Source organism: Alitabrizicola rongguiensis (assembly GCF_021491355.1).
GTDB lineage: Bacteria > Pseudomonadota > Alphaproteobacteria > Rhodobacterales > Rhodobacteraceae > Aliitabrizicola > Aliitabrizicola rongguiensis.
In genome coordinates, this window is sequence record NZ_JAKENF010000002.1 from 736689 (window position 1) to 753790 (window position 17102).

At 63.2% G+C, this 17102-nt stretch carries 17 protein-coding genes; 10 read left to right on the forward strand and 7 right to left on the reverse strand.

All coding sequences use genetic code 11. The features are described 5' to 3' along the window. Positions 1 to 24: 24 nt before the first annotated feature. From L0V05_RS09540 to L0V05_RS09580, 9 genes are all read left to right on the forward strand, one after another. Positions 25 to 804: a 23S rRNA (adenine(2030)-N(6))-methyltransferase RlmJ gene (locus L0V05_RS09540; protein WP_234869877.1), complete on the forward strand. Its 780-nt coding sequence runs from the start codon at positions 25 to 27 to the stop codon at positions 802 to 804. Between the two features lie 73 nt (positions 805 to 877). Continuing rightward, a complete protein-coding gene (locus L0V05_RS09545; protein ID WP_234869878.1) occupies positions 878 to 1312 on the forward strand; it encodes a tellurite resistance TerB family protein in 435 nt (144 codons plus the stop codon). Next, entirely contained in the window at positions 1309 to 2064 is a 756-nt protein-coding gene (locus L0V05_RS09550; RefSeq protein ID WP_234869879.1) for a phosphate/phosphite/phosphonate ABC transporter substrate-binding protein, read from the forward strand. The genes L0V05_RS09545 and L0V05_RS09550 overlap by 4 nt, the downstream gene beginning before the upstream one ends. A 73-nt stretch (positions 2065 to 2137) precedes the next feature. Next, the gene (locus L0V05_RS09555) at positions 2138 to 2881 is read left to right on the forward strand and encodes a transporter substrate-binding domain-containing protein (RefSeq protein WP_234869880.1); all 744 of its coding nucleotides are present in this window, start codon (positions 2138 to 2140) and stop codon (positions 2879 to 2881) included. 284 nt (positions 2882 to 3165) lie between these two features. Next, the gene (locus L0V05_RS09560) at positions 3166 to 4500 is read left to right on the forward strand and encodes a glutamine synthetase family protein (protein WP_234870585.1); all 1335 of its coding nucleotides are present in this window, start codon (positions 3166 to 3168) and stop codon (positions 4498 to 4500) included. Between the two features lie 75 nt (positions 4501 to 4575). Continuing rightward, a complete protein-coding gene (locus tag L0V05_RS09565; RefSeq protein ID WP_234869881.1) occupies positions 4576 to 5283 on the forward strand; it encodes a type 1 glutamine amidotransferase in 708 nt (235 codons plus the stop codon). A gap of 41 nt (positions 5284 to 5324) precedes the next feature. Further along, positions 5325 to 6680 carry a glutamine synthetase family protein gene (locus L0V05_RS09570; RefSeq protein ID WP_234869882.1) on the forward strand — a complete coding sequence of 452 codons (1356 nt, stop codon included), beginning with the start codon at positions 5325 to 5327 and terminating at the stop codon, positions 6678 to 6680. Positions 6681 to 6684: 4 nt separating this feature from the next. Further along, positions 6685 to 7986, forward strand: a complete 1302-nt coding sequence (locus L0V05_RS09575) for an NAD(P)/FAD-dependent oxidoreductase (protein ID WP_234869883.1) — start codon at positions 6685 to 6687, stop codon at positions 7984 to 7986. A 132-nt stretch (positions 7987 to 8118) separates the two neighbouring features. Beyond that, the gene (locus L0V05_RS09580; RefSeq protein ID WP_234869884.1) at positions 8119 to 9309 is read left to right on the forward strand and encodes a DegT/DnrJ/EryC1/StrS family aminotransferase; all 1191 of its coding nucleotides are present in this window, start codon (positions 8119 to 8121) and stop codon (positions 9307 to 9309) included. Here the strand turns inward: L0V05_RS09580 and L0V05_RS09585 are convergent. The 4 genes from L0V05_RS09585 to phaC form a co-directional block, all read right to left on the reverse strand. After that, positions 9306 to 10280, reverse strand: a complete 975-nt coding sequence (locus L0V05_RS09585) for a LysR family transcriptional regulator (RefSeq protein WP_234869885.1) — start codon at positions 10278 to 10280, stop codon at positions 9306 to 9308. The two genes, L0V05_RS09580 and L0V05_RS09585, sit on opposite strands and share 4 nt — an antisense overlap. 21 nt (positions 10281 to 10301) lie before the next feature. Then, a complete protein-coding gene (gene phaR, locus L0V05_RS09590; RefSeq protein WP_234869886.1) occupies positions 10302 to 10874 on the reverse strand; it encodes a polyhydroxyalkanoate synthesis repressor PhaR in 573 nt (190 codons plus the stop codon). Between the two features lie 141 nt (positions 10875 to 11015). Beyond that, positions 11016 to 11465 (reverse strand): phasin family protein, encoded by a 450-nt coding sequence (locus L0V05_RS09595; RefSeq protein WP_234869887.1) that lies wholly within the window; start codon positions 11463 to 11465, stop codon positions 11016 to 11018. A 142-nt stretch (positions 11466 to 11607) separates the two neighbouring features. After that, the gene (phaC, locus tag L0V05_RS09600; RefSeq protein WP_234869888.1) at positions 11608 to 13401 is read right to left on the reverse strand and encodes a class I poly(R)-hydroxyalkanoic acid synthase; all 1794 of its coding nucleotides are present in this window, start codon (positions 13399 to 13401) and stop codon (positions 11608 to 11610) included. A 99-nt stretch (positions 13402 to 13500) separates the two neighbouring features. Here phaC and phaZ point away from each other — a divergent pair, with 99 nt between their 5' ends. Next, the gene (gene phaZ, locus L0V05_RS09605) at positions 13501 to 14772 is read left to right on the forward strand and encodes a polyhydroxyalkanoate depolymerase (RefSeq protein WP_234869889.1); all 1272 of its coding nucleotides are present in this window, start codon (positions 13501 to 13503) and stop codon (positions 14770 to 14772) included. A gap of 7 nt (positions 14773 to 14779) precedes the next feature. On the opposite strand, the gene L0V05_RS09610 is transcribed toward phaZ, so the two are convergent. The 3 genes from L0V05_RS09610 to L0V05_RS09620 all read right to left on the reverse strand — a co-directional run bounded on the left by L0V05_RS09610 (position 14780) and on the right by L0V05_RS09620 (position 17052). Next, entirely contained in the window at positions 14780 to 15487 is a 708-nt protein-coding gene (locus tag L0V05_RS09610; protein ID WP_234869890.1) for an alpha/beta fold hydrolase, read from the reverse strand. Between the two features lie 15 nt (positions 15488 to 15502). Further along, entirely contained in the window at positions 15503 to 16255 is a 753-nt protein-coding gene (locus tag L0V05_RS09615) for an alpha/beta hydrolase (RefSeq protein WP_234870587.1), read from the reverse strand. A 125-nt stretch (positions 16256 to 16380) separates the two neighbouring features. Beyond that, positions 16381 to 17052: a DNA-3-methyladenine glycosylase I gene (locus L0V05_RS09620; RefSeq protein ID WP_255683693.1), complete on the reverse strand. Its 672-nt coding sequence runs from the start codon at positions 17050 to 17052 to the stop codon at positions 16381 to 16383. Positions 17053 to 17102 lie beyond the last annotated feature (50 nt).

Below are 17102 nucleotides of genomic sequence, written 5' to 3' on the forward strand. Positions count from 1 at the left end.
CGGCGAACCAGTCAGGGGTTGGCGATGCTTTCCTACCAGCACGCGTATCACGCCGGAAACCTTGCCGACGTGCAGAAGCACGCGCTGCTCTGCTCGATGCTCGACTACATGACCCGCAAGGACAAACCGCTGACCTATATCGAGACCCATGCCGGGCGCGGGCTTTACCGTCTCGACAGCGAAGCCGCGGCCAAGACCGGCGAGGCGGCGCAGGGGATCGGGCGGCTTCAGGATCTCTTTCCGACCGACCATCCCTATCGCCGGAGTCTATCCGAAATCCGCGCACGCTATGGCGAGATGGCCTATCCCGGCTCGCCCCTCTTGGCGGCGATGGCGCTTCGGGACGGAGACCAGATGCACCTGGCCGAGCTGCATCCGCAGGAAGTTGCGACCCTTCGCGAGGTGATGGCGCCTTGGGGCGCACATGTCCGGCAAGAGGATGGGCTGGCGATGGCACTGGCCGTCACCCCACCCACTCCGCGGCGCGGCCTGATGCTTGTCGATCCGTCCTACGAGGTGAAGGAAGACTATGCAGCGGTGCCAAAGGCGCTAGCGGCGGTCCATCGCAAGTGGAACGTGGGGGTGCTGGCGCTTTGGTATCCGATCCTTGTGGGGGATCAGCATCTGCCGATGCTGCGCCAGCTCGAGACGTCATTTCCCGACGCGCTGCGGCACGAGTTGCGGTTTCCTCCGGCCAGGGAGGGCCATCGCATGGTCGGAAGCGGCATGTTCGTGGTCAATGCGCCTTGGGGAACCGTCGAGGAAATGGAACGGCTGACCTCGATCTTCGCACCCCTGCGCTGAAAGCCGGATCACAACCGCTTGCACCGTGGGGCTACTGGTTGGCAGCTCCAACCCGACCCCCTATAACGACCCCATGTTTGATGCATTCCTCCGCCTTCTGATGGCTCCCGCCCCAGCTCGCCACGACCCCGAGGCGAAGCTCGCCCTTGCAGCGCTGATGGTCCGAGTGGCCAAGGCCGATGGCACTTACGACCAGGAGGAGCGCGACCAAATCGACCGGGTGCTTGCGGCACAGTTCGGACTGGTTCCAGCAGCGGCAGCGATGCTGCGAAGCGATGCCGAAGCGCTGGAGGCAGAAGCGCCTGACACCGTGCGCTTTACCCGCGTGCTTAAGGAGTCCTTTCCGCTTGAGGCACGGGCCAAGCTGATGGAGGCGCTCTGGGAAATCGTTCTGTCGGACGGAGCGCGTGATGATGACGAAGAATCCCTGATGCGGCTTGTGGCCAGCCTGCTTGGCCTGACAGATGTCGATTCAGCCCTTGCCCGCCAGCGTGCCGAAAAGGAATGATCGCATCGCTGCCCATGTATGACCGGGCCGAGACGGCCGGGGCAAATGACCGGCTCTGGTCCGCAATCCGCGACCGGCTACGTGCCGGGGGAATCGAGGCGCCCGATGCGCTGATCCACGGCGCTCCGGATCTCTGGCCGCACTGGACCGCGCCCGATCTCGTGCTGTCGCAAACCTGCGGGTTTCCTTATCGGTCGCGGCTACATGGCAGAGTCACGCTTGTCGGCACGCCCGACTATGGCCTGGAGAGCTGCGAACCGGGGCACTACCGGAGCGTCTTCGTGGTGCGCGCCGACGACCCGCGCCCATCGCTGGCAGCGTTCGAAGGCGCGCGACTGGCCTGGAACGACGATCTTTCGCAATCCGGCTGGGCGGGACCGCAGACCCACCTGGCCCGTCTCGGCATCCGCGTGACACCTGTCCTGCGAACCGGCGGCCACAAGCTTTCGGCGATTGCGGTCAGCGAAGGACGCGCGGACATCGCCGCGCTGGATGCTGTGACTTGGCGGTTGATCCAGGCCTACGACGACTTTGCCGCTCGGCTCCGCGTGGTCGGTCGCACCGATCCCTCGCCCGGGCTTCCTCTCATTTCGCGTGCGGGCATGGAACCAGATGTGATCTTCGATGCGGTTGAGGCCGCGATCGTGGCGATGCCCGCCGAGGACAGGCAGATCACGGGGCTCAAGGGTCTGGTTCGCATCCCGGCCGAGAGCTATCTCGCGGTTCCGACGCCGCCGCCCCCGACCCTGTAAAAAAGGGCGCCGGTTGCCAAGACCTTCCGAGCACCGCTACCCTTGCCGAACCTGATCCTCCTGTCGGCCCCCCATGAAAGCGCAGCTTGCCCTACTCGCCATCCTCGCCTTGCCTCTTCCGGCCGGGGCCGAAACCGTGCGTCTTGCAACGGAAGGAGCATTTCCGCCCTTCAACTTTGTTGATGACAATGGCGAGGTCGCGGGCCTTGAACGGGAGTTGGGCGATCTTCTGTGCCAGCGTGCCCAACTGACCTGCGGCTGGTCGGTGACCGACTGGGCATCGCTGTTGTCCGGATTGCAGGGCGGTCAGTCAGACGCCGTTCTGGCCGCAGTCACGATCACGCCAAAGCGTCAGGCGGAGTTCGACTTTACCCAGCCCTACCTCCCTCCTCCGGCATCAGTCTTTGTCGCGCCAACGGGCAAGACCGATATCTCGTCCGGCCTCGTTGCCGTTCTGACAGGCACGGTTCAGGCGGACTACTTGGCCAGTGAGGGGAGGCAGACCCTCGCGACCGCGACTGCCGACCAAGCCATTGCGGCGGTGGCTGGCGGCAAGGCGGTTGCGGCCCTGACTGACCGCATCTTCGCGCTTGGCGCAATTGAACGGGCCGAGGGGAACCTGGCGCTCGCCGGCACCCCGCTTTCGCTTGGACCAGGGATCGGCATCGCCCTGAGGCGGGATGAGCCGGAATTGAAAGCCAGCCTCGACCAGGCGATCGGCACGATGAAGTGCGACGGAAGCCTTGATGCGCTGATCCTGAAATGGCTTGGCCCCGACGCGGATGTCTTTGGCGAGGCGGGCAAAACGCAGTGCTGACCCCTGCCAGGACGGAGCTGGTCCTCGCCTGAACACGTCATAGCGAGCGGACAGCTGCGCGAATCCCGCAAGGTCAGGCGAGAAAAGGCTTGCGCCAAGGGCCGCTCCGGTAGTATCCATATTTTGATCAAATTATTCGGACACCCGTCCGGACCCGTGACGAAGCATGCCGTGCAACAGGTGTGCCGCGGGAGGGGATCGAAACTGGGGATAGGACCAAGGGCATGGTCCGCGCCGCTTCTTCTCGCGGTCAGCCGTGCTCCGACCTGACTGACATGACAGAGATGAAAAGCTGGCTTAGAAAGCACCCCGAGGTGCGTACCATCCGCGTGGCGGCGGCCGACCTGAACGGTCAGGCGCGCGGCAAGCGCATCCCGGCACGTTTTGCCGACAAGGTGGTAGAGGACGGGACAAGGTTCCCCTTCTCGGTGCTGAACCTCGACATCTGGGGCGAAGACATTGACGACAGCCCGCTCGTGTTCGAGCAGGGCGATGCCGACGGTGTCCTGAAACCGACCGAGCGCGGCTTCATGCCGATGCCCTGGCTGGAAGCGCCGACCGCGCTTCTGCCTATCTGGATGTTCCGCGAGAACGGGATGCCATACGAGGGAGACCCGCGCCACGCACTGCGCGCCGTGCTCGAGCGGTTCAAGTCGATCGGGCTTACGCCGGTCGTGGCGGTGGAGCTTGAGTTCTTCCTGATCGACGACTCTGGCAAGACGCTGCAGGTGCCGCCTTCGCCCCGCTCGGGCAAGCGCCGGAAAGCGGCCGAGACGCTGTCGATCCGGGCGCTCGACGCCTTCGACACCTTCTTCACAGACCTCTATGACGCCTGCGAGGCGATGGACATTCCGGCCGACACCTCGACCTCGGAAACCGGTCTGGGCCAGTTCGAAGTGAACATGATGCATTCGGACGACGCGCTACGCGCCGCCGATGATGCCTGGCTGTTCAAGATGCTGGTGAAGGGCCTCGCCCGGCGCCATGGCTTCGCCGCCAGTTTCATGGCCAAGCCCTATCTGGAATACTCAGGCTCGGGCCTGCACACCCACTTCTCGCTGGTCGACGGCGAGGGGCGGAACGTGTTCAACGACGGGTCGGCGCAAGGGTCGCATTTCCTGCGTCACGCGGTCGCCGGCTGCCTTGATGCGATGCATGACTCGGCACTGATCTTCGCGCCTCATGCCAACAGCTACGACCGGCTGGTGCCCGACGCCCATGCGCCCACGGCGGTTGCCTGGGGCTACGAGAACCGCACGACCGCGATCCGCATCCCCGCCGGCAAGCCTGCGGCCCGGCGGATCGAGCATCGAGTGGCGGGTGGTGACGTGAACCCGTACCTGATGCTGACCGCGATCCTGGGCGCTGCCCTGTCGGGCATCGAAGACCGGATCGAACCGCCGGCACCGGTGACCGGCAACGCCTATGCGCTGGATCTGCAGCAAATCCCCACGACCTGGGAAGAGGCGATCGGCGCCTTCGAAAACAGCCGCATCATCGAACGGTTCCTGCCTCGCGAACTGATCCGCAACTATGTCCTGACCAAGCGTCAGGAGCTTCACTACATGACGGAACTGAACCGCGAGGAGCAGGTCGAGTTGTACCTCGACACGGTCTGATCCCTTTCCGGCAGCGGGGCTTGCCTCGCTGCCGGAGCGCGCCTAGCTTGTTCTCGTAGATAATTCGGACATTCCATGCTGATTGGCATCCTCCAGACCGGCGAATCCCCCGACGCACTTCGCGGCGACATGGGCGATTATCCCGATTTCTTCGAGACCTTGCTCGCAGGCCGCGGCCTGACCTTCCGCAGGTGGGCGGTCCTTCGGAACGACCTCCCGAAGGACGTGCATGAATGCGAGGGTTGGCTGATAACCGGCTCGCGCTTCGGCGCCTACGAGCCGCATCCCTGGATCCCGCCACTGGAAGACTTCATCCGCAAGTCTTATGCCGAACATGTCCCGGTTGTGGGCGTGTGCTTCGGCCATCAGATCATCGCTCAGGCGATGGGCGGCAAGGTCGAGAAGTACAAGGGCGGCTGGTCCGTCGGCCCGACTGAATACGATTTCGGCGACCGCACCTATACGTTGAACGCCTGGCACCAGGACCAGGTTACCGAAAAACCGGACAGCGCCGAGGTACTCGCCTCGACCGATTTCTGCGCCAATGCGGCGCTCCTCTATGACGACCGCATGTTTACCGTCCAGCCTCACCCCGAATTCCGCAAGGAGTTCATGGAGGGGCTGATAAAGTACCGGGGGCCGGGTCTTGTCCCCGACGCAATCCTTGCCGATGCGGAGAACCGCATCGACACGCCGCTCGACAGCCCGTCGATGGCGGACCGGATCGCGCAATTCTTCCTGACCCACAAAGCGAAACTCGGGGCCGAGAAGCTCCGCGCCTGATTTTCGGCCGCGGGGGCCACCCCCCCAAGAACGTGTGACTTATGTCCAAATGGACTGAACAGCTGCCTGAGGCAGCGCGAGACTACATTGGCAACCGCCGTGTCGACGAAGTGGAATGCGTGATCGGCGACATTGCCGGCGTGGCGCGCGGGAAGGCCATGCCCGCCGCTAAATTCGCCAAGCAGACGAATTATTTCCTGCCGAACTCGATCTTCCTTCAGACCATCACGGGCGAATGGGCGGACAACCCCTTCGACGCGTTTACCGAACCCGACATGATCCTCGAGCCCGACTGGACCACCGCCACAGCGGCGCCATGGACGGCCGACATAACGCTGCAGGTCATCCACGATGCCAAGGACCAGGAGGGGAACTATGTCCCCTTTGCACCGCGCAACGTGCTGCGCCGGATCGTGAAACTCTACGAGGACCAGGGATGGCGTCCGGTCGTTGCGCCCGAGATGGAGTTCTTCCTGACCGCCCGCAACATTGACCCGAACCAGCCGGTGATCCCGCCGATGGGCCGTTCGGGCCGCCGTGCGGCGGGCAAGCAAGCCTATTCGCTGTCGGCCATCGACGAATACGGCAAGGTGATCGACGACATCTACGATTTCGCCGAGGCGCAGGGGCTGGAGATCGACGGAATCCTGCAGGAAGGTGGCGCCGGGCAGATCGAGCTGAACCTCGCCCATGGCGACCCGGTCCGGCTGGCAGACGATGTGTTCTTCTTCAAGCGTTTGATCCGCGAGGCGGCGCTGCGCCATGATTGCTTTGCCACCTTCATGGCCAAGCCGATCGCGGGCGAGCCTGGCAGCGCGATGCACATCCACACCTCGGTTGTTGACATCAAGACGGGCAAGAACATCTTCGCCGGCCCGAAGGGGGTCGAGACAGATGCCTTCGGCCACTTCATCGGCGGATTGCAAAAGCATCTCGGTGCAGGCGTCGCCCTGTTTGCGCCTTACGTGAACAGCTACCGCCGCTACGTTCCGGACTTTGCCGCGCCGATCAACCTGGAATGGGGACGTGACAACCGCACCACGGGCCTCCGCGTTCCGATTTCCGGATCTGCGGCGCGCCGGGTCGAAAACCGTCTGCCGGGGATGGACTGCAACCCCTATCTCGGGATCGCGGCCACGCTTGCCTGCGGTTATCTGGGCCTTGTCAACCAGACTGAATCCCGCCCCGAGTTCAAGGGCAACGCCTATATCGACAATGACGAGATCCCGACAACACTTGGCGATGCGCTCGATCTTCTGGAAGAGGATGAAGCGCTGAAAGACGTGATGGGACGCGAGTTCGTGGCGGTCTATGACTCGGTCAAGCGGAACGAGTACAAGGAGTTCCTGCAAGTCATCAGCCCCTGGGAGCGTGAACACCTTCTGACGAACGTGTGACGCCATGAACCTGCTTTTTGCGAACGACAGGGCGGGGGAGTATCCCCCGTCCTACTACGCCGCCACAGCAGCTCCGCTTGGCCCCTTCCCCGAACTCAAAGGCGAGGTAAAGGCCGACGTCTGCATTGTCGGCGCCGGCTATACTGGCCTTTCGGCAGCCCTGCATCTCGCCCAACGCGGCCGCAAGGTGGTGTTGGTAGAAGCGCATCGCGTCGGCTTCGGCGCCTCGGGGCGCAATGGCGGGCAGGTCGGCTCGGGCCAACGGCTTGAACAGGACGAACTCGAGAAGATGGTCGGCCGAGAACAGGCGCGGCGGCTTTGGGACTTCGCTGAAGAGGCGAAGGATCTTGTCCGCTCGCTCATCCTCGACCACGCGATGCCGGTGACCTTCTACCCTGGCGTTGCACATGCCTGCTGGACCGAAGGCGAGGTCAGACATTCGCGCGAGACCGCCGAGAAACTCGTTCGCGACTATGGCTATTCCCAGATCGAGACTCTGGACCAGGCCGGCATCCGCCGCCTGATCGGATCAACGGCCTATAAGGGTGGGGACATTGACCGCGGCGCGGGCCATGTACATCCGCTGAACTACGCGATTGGTCTTGCGATGGCGGCGGCCAAGGCGGGCGTCATCATCCAAGAAAAGACGCTGGTTCATGCCGTGGAAGGTGGGGCGAAGCCGGTCGTACGCACCCAGCACGGCCGGGTGTTGGCCGATCAGGTGATCCTCGCCGCCAACGGCTATCTTGGCGGGCTTGAGCCGAAGGTCGCCGCGCGGGTCATGCCGATCAACAACTTCATTGTCGCGACCGAACCTCTGGGCAATCGTGCGAAAGAGATCCTTTCCGAGCCCGTCGCCGTTGCCGACACAAAGTTTGTGGTCAACTACTGGCGGCTGAGCGAAGACAACCGCCTGCTGTTCGGCGGCGGCGAAAGCTATGGCTACCGTTTCCCCGATCTGGTGAAGACGGTGAAGAAGCCGATGCTCGAGGTCTATCCGCAACTGGCCGATGCGCGGATCGATTACGCCTGGGGTGGGACGTTGGCCATCACCATGAACCGGATGCCCTGCTTCATCAGGCCTAAACAGAATGTGCTGTCGGCCTCGGGCTATTCCGGCCATGGCGTGGCGATGGCGACGCTCGCGGGCAAGATGCTTGCCGAAGCCTCCTGCGGAGAGACGGAACGCTTCGACGTGATGGCGGGCCTGCCCCAGCCCCGCTTCCCCGGCGGCGCGGCGCTGCGCTGGCCGATGCTGGTCGCCGCCATGACCTGGTACTCGATGCGAGATCGGCTCGGCCTCTGACTCGGCGAAATCTGCGCTTTGACGCGGCGTCAAGGCGCGGGTTTTGGCGCATGGCGCAAGTTGCCTCTCGCCAAATGCGGCGCCGCTGTTTACAGAATTCCTAAAGAAGACCTTCAGGAAAGTTGTCGAAGCATGGCCGCAGACGGACCGATCAGCCCGCCCAACGTCTATGACGCCGAACCGATCCCTGAAGCCGCGCGGGACGAGATCGACAGGCTGCTCACCTCGGGTGACCTGTTCCGCTACACCGCACCGGAAGGCGCGCCGGTGGCCCTCCTCGAGGCCGAGTTTGCCGACCTTCTCGGCAGCAGATATGCACTTGCCGTGGCCTCCTGTTCCGCCGCGTTGTTCCTGTCGCTGAAGGCGCTGGACCTGCCGCGCGGCGCCCGGGTGGCGATCCCGGCCTTCACCTTTGCCGCCGTGCCCTCGGCGATCGTCCATGCCGACTGCGTGCCGGTGCTGATCGAGGTCGGATCGAATTACCGGGTCGACATCGCCGATCTCAAGGCGAAGATCGCGGAAGGGCTCGACGCCATGCTCATCAGCCACATGCGCGGCCATACCTCGGACATGGATGCGATCATGGAACTGGCGGAAGCTGCTGCGATCCCTGTGATCGAGGATGCGGCCCATTCGCTTGGCACAACGTGGGCGGGGCGGAACATCGGCACCATCGGTAAGGTCGGATGCTTCAGTTTCCAGTCCTACAAGCTCATCAACGCTGGCGAAGGCGGGATCCTCGTTACCGACGATCCTGAAGTCGCGGCACGGGCGATCATCATGTCGGGCGCATACGAGCAGAACTGGAAGAAGCATCCCGGCCTGCAGAACAGCTTCGGCCACTGGCAGAACAAGCTGCCGCTCTACAACACGCGAATGCAGAACCTCTCGGCCGCGGTCATACGGCCGCAGATACCGGAGCTGGCGCGGCGCGTTGCAGACGGGCGGGCGAACCATGACTACGTTGCCGGCCTTCTCAATGCCTCGCCCTGGCTCGATGTCCCGCCGCCACTGCCGCAGGAAGTGCGCGCGCCGGACTCCATCCAGTTCAATCTTGTCGGCTTCGATACCGATGCCGAGGCGCTGGCGTTTCAGGATGCTTGCAAACGGCGGGGTGTTGGTGTTCAGGTCTTCGGCTTGAGCGAGGGCAATGCCCGCGCCTACTGGAACTGGCAGTTCCTCGGCGATCTGCCTGACCTGCCGCAGACCCGCGCGATGCTCATGCGGGCCTGTGACATGCGCCTGCCCGCGCGGCTGACGAAGCCCGATCTGGACTTCATCGCCCAGGCGATCTTTGCCGCAGCGGCAGAGACGAAGGGCTAGAGCACCCTGAATTCCTGCTTCAGCCACGGCAGATCGGCAACTGTCGGCTCGACCACGCTCGACTGAAGAACGGGTCTGAGCAGCCCAGCCATCCGTGCCGGCATGTCATGCAGAACCCCTGCCCTCGCCGAAAGCGAGATGGTCCGCGAGAAAGGCTCGAACGGCAACGGCAGCACATCGACCCTGCCGCGGAACGGAGCTGCGTGCTGGACTCCGAGCGGCGTCAGGATCGTCCAACCGACGCCGTCGGCCACCATCGCCAGAATGGCGTGATAGCTGTCGAGCTCGAACCGACGCGACAGACGCAGGTTCTGGCGCGCGAGATGGGCCGCGATCTGGCGGCCCATATGGTGACGGGCGGTGTACTGGATGAGTGGCAGGTCAAGCAGATGCGATGACCCCTCACGCGCCGGGCTGATAGCGCCCTTAGGCGCGACGGCGACGAAAGGCTCGGTCAGCAGCGGATGAACCTCCATCCAGCTGCCGCCGTCGAAGCCAGACCCCAGATCGGCAGCGACCACCACATCAAGCGCCCGCTGGTCAAGCTGATCTAGCAAGCGGTGGCTCGCCCCGGTTTCCAGCAGGAAATGACAGCCGCGCAAATCTTCGGCCAGCAGGGACAGAAGATGCGGCGTGACGGTGCTGTCGAAGTCCTCGATCATCCCCAGCCGCAAAGTGGTCAAGGCAGACATGTCTGACATCGCCAACTCCGCCCGCGCCTCGGCTGCGGCATTCACGATGGTCTGGGCGTGACGACGGAACATGCCACCCGCGGGCGTCGCGCGCATTGGCCGCGCGGTCCTGTCCAGAAGCGAGACGCCAAGCGCGGCCTCAAGACCCGATAGCTGCTGGCTTACTGCCGAGGGACTTGCACCGAGGCGGCGTGCCGCTGCAGTGATCGACCCCTCTTCGGCGGTCGCCAGAAAAATCTCGATACCCCAAAGCGTGACCCGGCCCTGCGATTCCGGCATGGCCGTGTCCGCCCCAGCAGATCAGAGTTTCGACAGCTTCTTCTGCAACTCGGCGAGCTGCTTCTTGATCTGCGCAAGCTCGTCGGCCGAGGCGGGAGCCTCCGAGCCTTCATCTTCCCGCGCCGGCCCAGAACCGCTCCAGCCCGGCATCGAGGGCATGCCGCCGATCAGGGATTTCATGAAGGCTTCCTGCTGCTTTACCAGATCCTCGAAGCCCGGCACGCCCGCCATCGGGTTAGGCAGGGTCGAGAGGTTCTCAAGCATCTTGGCCTGACCGTTGCGGAACATGTCGAAGGACATTGCCAAGAACTGCGGCACCACGCTCTGAACTTCGGTGGTGTAGCTGCGGACCAGATCGGTCAGCACGTTGATCGGCAGGACATTCTCGCCCTTGCTTTCGTGCTCGGCGACGATCTGGAGTAGATACTGACGGGTCAGGTCGTCACCAGATTTCAGATCGACGATTTGTACCTCGCGGCCCGCCCGGATGAAGCCGGCGATATCCTCGAGCGTCACATAGTCGCTTGTCTCGGTGTTGTAGAGACGACGGCTCGCATAACGCTTGATGAGCAGTGGCTTTTCCGCTTCCGACATCGTCGCCTCCCCGTATTTTCTGCGGTGCATCGAAGCTTAGGGCAGCGCAGAAAAAAAAGAAAGGGCGGGCTTCCTTGGAAGCCCGCCCAGTGGCGCGTCAACCCGACAGGGAGGAGATAGGGACCGACGCGGCCTTCTAGATCACTTCGCGGCAGCAGCGACTTTTTTCGCAGCGGTCGTCACTTCGGCGGTGGCTTTCTTCACCGCAGCAGTGGCGTCTTCCTGCAGGTCCTTGCCAGCGGCGAGCAGCAGCTCGACGGTTTCCATCTGAACTTTCTTCGCAACTTCGGCGAAGGCGGCAAGATGCTCGGCAGCCGATTCAGCAGCCGACGAAGCGAAGTCGCTGGCGGCTTTGGTGTATTCGGTCGGCTCGGTCTTGGCTTTCGACACGGCGCCCAGCTTGGCGATGGTGTCTTTCGCCCATTTGGACGAGATCTCGGTCGATTTCTCGGCAGCTTCCAGAGCCACTTTCGAGAACTTCTCGGCCATAGCGGCCTGGGTCTTGAAGGCGTCCTGGAACGCTTTGGCGTCAACCGGCATCGAGCCGAAGGCGTCTTGGAAAACTTTGGTGAAGTCCGGGGTCTTGGTCATTTCGAATTGCTCCTGGTTTCTGGCGCTTCCGGCATCCTGATGACAAACATATAGATGCTGCGCCGCAGCAAATCAAGAGATAATGCTGCACTGCAGCAAAAATCCCCGAAACCCGCTGACGCCCAGTGAAAGCCGTTTCGGCTCAATCGCTTGGAATCTGTGACACGTAGGTCCCGGGGGCGGGAGCGAGCTCTGGATGCTCCGAATCGCCTGGCTGCCTTGCCTTCACCATCGGCCCGGATCGCGCCGCCAGCCACTCTCCCCAATGTGGCCACCAGCTGCCCTGATGGTAAGTGGCGCCGGCCTTCCAGTCGTTGGCGTCGCCCATCGGACCGTCATTGGTGTAGTGTCCATACTTGATCTTGGTGGGCGGATTGACAATGCCGGCGATATGGCCGGACTCAGACAGGATGAAGGTTTTGTCCACCGACCCGAACTGCCGCAAGCCGGCGTAGGAGCTTTGCCAGGGTGCGATGTGGTCCGTTTCGCAGGCTACGGCGCAGACCGGCAGCTTGACGTCGGCAAGGGTCACCTTGTCATCGAGAACCGCAAAGCCCTCGCCCGCAAAATTGTTCTGCTGGCAGAGCCCGCGCAGGTATTCGAGCGCCATCTTGCCGGGCAGGTTCGTCCCGTCGCCGTTCCAGTACAGCAGATCGAAGGCCGGGGGCGCTTCTCCCAGCATGTAGCTGCGGATCGCCGGCTGGTAGATAAGATCGTTGGAGCGCAGGTAGCTGAAGGTGCGGCTCATGAAGAGCTTCGACATGATGCCGTCGGTCTGCACCTGCCGCTCGATCCCGTCGACGAAATCGTCGTTGAGGAACACCCCGACCTCACCCGGTTCGGTAAAGTCCGTCAGCGTGGTGAAGAAGGTGGCGCAATTGATGTCCCTTTCGCCCTTCTTCTGAAGATGCGCGAGCGTCAGCGCCAGCGTTGTGCCGGCGATGCAATAGCCGACGACATTGATCTTCTTCTCGCCGGTGATCTGGCGGACCTGATCCATCGCGGCCAGATAGCCGTCCCGGATATAGTCATCCATCCCGGTATCGCGATAGGAAGGGTCGGGGTTCACCCAGCTCACGATGAACAGGGTAAATCCCTGATCGACGATCCACTTGACGAGGCTGTTCTGCGCCTTGAGGTCGAGGATGTAGAACTTGTTGATCCATGGCGGGAAGACCAGGAGCGGGGTCTTGTGTACCTTGTCCGTGGTCGGCGCATACTGGATGAGTTCAAGCATCCGGTTACGGAAGACGACCGAGCCCTTGGTGGTCGCGATGTTCTCGCCCAGCACGAAGGCATTCCGGTCGGCTAGGCTGACCAGCAACTCGCCGTCGCTCGTTTCGATGTCGCGAACAAGGTTTTCCAGCCCCTGAACCAGGCTTCGCCCGTCGGTCTCGACCGCGCGCGTCAGGGCATCAGGGTTGGTTCCGAGAAAATTCGAAGGGGCAAAAAGGTCTACGAACTGGCGAGTAAAGTACTCCACCCTGCGGCGATCCATCGGATCGAGATTTTCCATCTCTGCGACGGCGCGCGAGACCGCCTCGGAGTTCAGCATGTATTGCTGCTTGAGGTAGTTGAAGAAGGGATGGGTTTCCCACAGCGGATTGGAGAAGCGGCGATCCTTGGGCGTCGAATCGGGCGGGGTTTCGAGGGTGCCTTTCGCGAGCGCCTGCTGAGCCTCGACATAGTGTTTCAGCGTCTTGCCCCAGTAGCTGATCTGATGTTCCAGAATCTTCGCGGGGTTCTGCATCATTTCAGCAACATAGGCTGCGGCAGCCTTGAGATATACGTCGTTACCGGGCGCATTCAGCGCGGGATCGACCGGTTTCCGCTTTGATAGCGCTACCATCAGCCTTTGGGACAGTTCCTCGATCTTGGCGAGGTTCGCATTAAGCTGGTCCAGCCGTTCGGAGGTTTCGCTATCCTTAGTTGTCATATGTCAAATTCCCCCCTAACCTCCGAAAACAATACCGTCGCGAAACTGGGGGGGAAAGCGACGAATTGACCTACAGGCCCAATCTGGGCGGGAGCGGCGATGAAGTACATGTACACCTACGACGCCATGGAAACGGCGCGTAACACGAACGAGTGGCTGGGCGCGACAGCCCGTGCCGTCGCCTCCTACCCCGCTTTCGCCCTGTCGATGAACCCGGCGTTGAGCTTCATGGCCGCCTGGGGCGAGGTAACGGAGCGTACCTTCGGCCGCATGATCGTCAAGCCTGACTGGGGCATCCGCTCTATTGTAGGACCGGATGGTCAGGACCACCTCGTCGATGTGAAATCCATCGTCGAAAAGCCATTCGGAAACCTGATCCAGTTCTTTGTCCGGCGCCGCGCGCCCATGGCCCGCAAGGTGCTGCTGGTCGCACCGATGTCCGGCCACTATGCCACGCTCCTGCGCTCGACCGTGTCCAGTCTCTTGCCCGACTGTGATGTGTACGTGACCGACTGGAAAAACGCCCGCGACATCCCGGTCAGCGCCGGCAAGTTCGATGTCGAGGACTATACGCTCTACCTCGTGGAGTTCATGCGCCATCTCGGGCCGGACACGCATGTGATCGCCGTCTGCCAGCCCGCGCCCCTGACACTTGCCGCGACCGCCTATCTGGCCGGCGAGGACCCGGACGCGCAGCCCCGCTCGCTCACCCTGATCGGCGGCCCGATCGACCCTGACGCAGCCGCGACTGAGGTGACCGATTTCGGTCGTCGCATCACCATGGGCCAACTGGAGCAGATCGCCATCCAGCGTGTCGGCTTCAAGTACAAAGGCGCGGGCCGTATGGTCTATCCGGGCCTGCTGCAACTGCAGAGCTTCATGTCGATGAATGCCGACCGCCACGGCAAGGCGTTCTTCGACCAGATCATCCGGGTGGCACGTGGCGAAGCGTCGGACCACGATGCCCACAACCGTTTCTACGACGAATATCTGGCCGTAATGGACATGACGGCCGAGTTCTACCTGTCGACCGTAGAGCGCATCTTCAAGAACCGCGAGATCGCGCTGAACCGCTTCACTGTCGGCGGCAAGAAGGTCGATATCGGCGCGATCACCCAAGTGGCCGTCAAGACAGTCGAAGGCGCGAATGACGACATCTCGGCGCCGGGTCAATGCATTGCAGCGCTGAAGCTGCTGACTGGCCTGCCGGACAGCAAGAAGGCCAGCCACCTTGAACCCGAAGCGGGCCATTACGGCATCTTCGCGGGCAAGTCCTGGCGGCTGAACATCCGCCCGCTGGTGCTCAACTTCATCGACGCCAATTCCGGCGCACCAACCGCCAGCAAGCCGCGCATCGTCGCCGCCAACTGATGCCGCGCTAGCGCAGCATCAGCGGCTCGTTCAGGAATTCCTCCATCGCGTCGGACACCAGTTCGGGCGCCTCGAGCGTCGGCAGATGCCCGGCCGAGGCGAGTTTCAGGAAGCGCCCCTTCGGCATCAATTCAGCGGTGAATTCCTGTCGCCGCGGCGGAACCAGCGTATCGCAGGACCCGGCGATGATCAGCGTCGGCAACAGCCAGCGCCGTAGGGTCTTCTGGTGGTCCGGCCGCCGCTGCCAAGCCTTGGCCTGCGCCAGATACTGTTCGGGTCCCTGGACCCGGGCCATATCGAGCATCACCTCAAGCACCTCCTCGCGTCCCGGTCCGGGTGCGAGGGCTGCTGCCGGGATCTCGCCCTTCATCGCCTCATCAAGCCGACCCATGCGCGCCGCGACCAGCCGAGCCTCGCGGGCGCCCGCGGCTTGGGGCGTCTCACCGAACGGATCGGTCGAGATCAGGATGCAGCGCGTCACCCGGTCCGGCGCGCGCCGGATCACGTCCAGCGCCACCGTTCCGCCCAGCCCCTGCCCCGCGATGGCGAAGCGCTGCGGCGCCGCCGCGACGACCGCTGCCGACATATCCTCGACCATGCCCGGTCCGAGCGGCATCACGATGACCGGTCTGGTAAGCGACAGGGCAACGATCTGGTGAAAGAACACGCGGGCATCACACATCAGCCCAGGCAACAGGACGACTGGCTCGCTCATTGTCCTGCCCCAAAGTCAGACACGGTCCAGCACATCGGTCAGCGTCGCGGTGATCAGGTCGAGGTTCTCGGCAGAGGAAAAACGGTGATCCGCCCCCTTCACCAGCGTCAGCTGGACGTCCGGACCACTGGCATGACCGAGCAGCCGCAAGGCGACACTGGGCGGCACGTCGGTATCCGCCGTGCCCTGCAGCAACCGCACAGGGAAAGGCAGGGGCAGCGGATCGCGCAGGACGAGGCGCTTGCGACCTTCCTCGATAAGGCGGCGGGTGATGACATAAGGTTCGTCCGAATAGTCAGTGGGCAGTTCAATCCGGCCCACCGTCACCAGTGCCTGCCTCTGGGCTTCGGTCGCTTCCGCCCACATGCTGTCCTCGGTGAAATCCGGCGCGGCGGCGATGCCGACAAGCCCGGCGATGCGCTCGGGCACGGCTTTCGCCAGCAAGAGCGAGATCCAGCCGCCCATCGACGAGCCAACCAGAACCTGAGGGCCCTCGGTCAACAACGTCACGGCCGCCAGCGCATCCTGGAACCAGTCCCCGATGCAGCCCTCCAGAAAGTCACCCTCCGAAACGCCATGCCCCGAATAATCGAGGCGCAGGAAGGCTCGCCCTTCGGCTTCTGCCCAGGACGCAAGGTGCACTGCCTTGCTGCCCTGCATGTCCGAGCGGAAGCCGTGCAGGAAGACGATCCCCGGCCCGCGACCGGCAACGCGCCGATAGGCGATGCGACGCCCCTGCGGGGTCATCAGGAATTCTGGCGGGGTCACGGGGGGATCGGTCAAGGTCATGAGCGTTATCTAGTGCGTCGGCGGCGGAAGCTGCAACCACATCGGCCCCGGGCGCGAGTTCCGGGCGGGGGCCCGGGGCGGAAGCCTGCCGATGCCGCCGCCTTTCAGCCGATGCTCTGTGCAAGAACCCGACTGATCGCGGTCAGGCTTCGACCGCTTTCGCGCCGCCACGCATTGAATGCCGCCTGTACGGCGGCCATGGCCTTTCTCGATCCGGGCGCACCATCAATCACGCCTTCCGCAACCAGACGAGCCACCACATCGCGGCTGAGAATGAAGCTGTCCTTGCCCATGTGACGCAGCATGTACTGCCCGGTCGTGCCGCCCAGCCTGCTTCCGTTGCGGCTGAGCCACTCCAACAGCCCCGCGAAATCGTCGTCCGGCCAGTCGGCGATGCGCCTTCCGAACGATCCGGCCCCTGCCGCGACCTCGCTCACGAAGACTGCATTGTCGCGAATGGCGACGATCTTCGGACCGCTGCGGATGACGCGAGCATCGCTGACCAAACGGTCGATCGCTTCGCCTTCCATCATCGACACCCGACCGGGGTCGAACCCGAGGAAAGCCTCTTCGATGCCAGGCCATTTGGTCTCGACGACCTTCCAGCTGATCCCGGCCTGGAAGATCCCGCGCGCCATTGCCGCGAGCCAACGATCGTCCGGAATAGCGGCGATGGCCTCTGCCGATTTCGGAACCGGCGCCCCCGCGAGGACAGCCTCCTCGCTGCCCTTGCGGGCAACGGCAATGGCAAGGATTTCAGAGAATGTCCGCACCATTCTTTCCCCTTAAGATAACGCCGGAAACCTGACAGAAGGTGGCTGTGCGG

Excerpts from the sequence above, each read along its gene's own strand:
- L0V05_RS09540 (WP_234869877.1), top strand. The coding sequence starts at position 25 with ATGCTTTCCTACCAGCACGCGTATCACGCCGGAAACCTTGCCGACGTG.
- L0V05_RS09545 (WP_234869878.1), top strand. The coding sequence starts at position 878 with ATGTTTGATGCATTCCTCCGCCTTCTGATGGCTCCCGCCCCAGCTCGC.
- L0V05_RS09550 (WP_234869879.1), top strand. The coding sequence starts at position 1,309 with ATGATCGCATCGCTGCCCATGTATGACCGGGCCGAGACGGCCGGGGCA.
- L0V05_RS09555 (WP_234869880.1), top strand. The coding sequence starts at position 2,138 with ATGAAAGCGCAGCTTGCCCTACTCGCCATCCTCGCCTTGCCTCTTCCG.
- L0V05_RS09560 (WP_234870585.1), top strand. The coding sequence starts at position 3,166 with ATGAAAAGCTGGCTTAGAAAGCACCCCGAGGTGCGTACCATCCGCGTG.
- L0V05_RS09565 (WP_234869881.1), top strand. The coding sequence starts at position 4,576 with ATGCTGATTGGCATCCTCCAGACCGGCGAATCCCCCGACGCACTTCGC.
- L0V05_RS09570 (WP_234869882.1), top strand. The coding sequence starts at position 5,325 with ATGTCCAAATGGACTGAACAGCTGCCTGAGGCAGCGCGAGACTACATT.
- L0V05_RS09575 (WP_234869883.1), top strand. The coding sequence starts at position 6,685 with ATGAACCTGCTTTTTGCGAACGACAGGGCGGGGGAGTATCCCCCGTCC.
- L0V05_RS09580 (WP_234869884.1), top strand. The coding sequence starts at position 8,119 with ATGGCCGCAGACGGACCGATCAGCCCGCCCAACGTCTATGACGCCGAA.
- L0V05_RS09585 (WP_234869885.1), bottom strand. The coding sequence starts at position 10,280 with ATGCCGGAATCGCAGGGCCGGGTCACGCTTTGGGGTATCGAGATTTTT.
- phaR (WP_234869886.1), bottom strand. The coding sequence starts at position 10,874 with ATGTCGGAAGCGGAAAAGCCACTGCTCATCAAGCGTTATGCGAGCCGT.
- L0V05_RS09595 (WP_234869887.1), bottom strand. The coding sequence starts at position 11,465 with ATGACCAAGACCCCGGACTTCACCAAAGTTTTCCAAGACGCCTTCGGC.
- phaC (WP_234869888.1), bottom strand. The coding sequence starts at position 13,401 with ATGACAACTAAGGATAGCGAAACCTCCGAACGGCTGGACCAGCTTAAT.
- phaZ (WP_234869889.1), top strand. The coding sequence starts at position 13,501 with ATGAAGTACATGTACACCTACGACGCCATGGAAACGGCGCGTAACACG.
- L0V05_RS09610 (WP_234869890.1), bottom strand. The coding sequence starts at position 15,487 with ATGAGCGAGCCAGTCGTCCTGTTGCCTGGGCTGATGTGTGATGCCCGC.
- L0V05_RS09620 (WP_255683693.1), bottom strand. The coding sequence starts at position 17,052 with ATGGTGCGGACATTCTCTGAAATCCTTGCCATTGCCGTTGCCCGCAAG.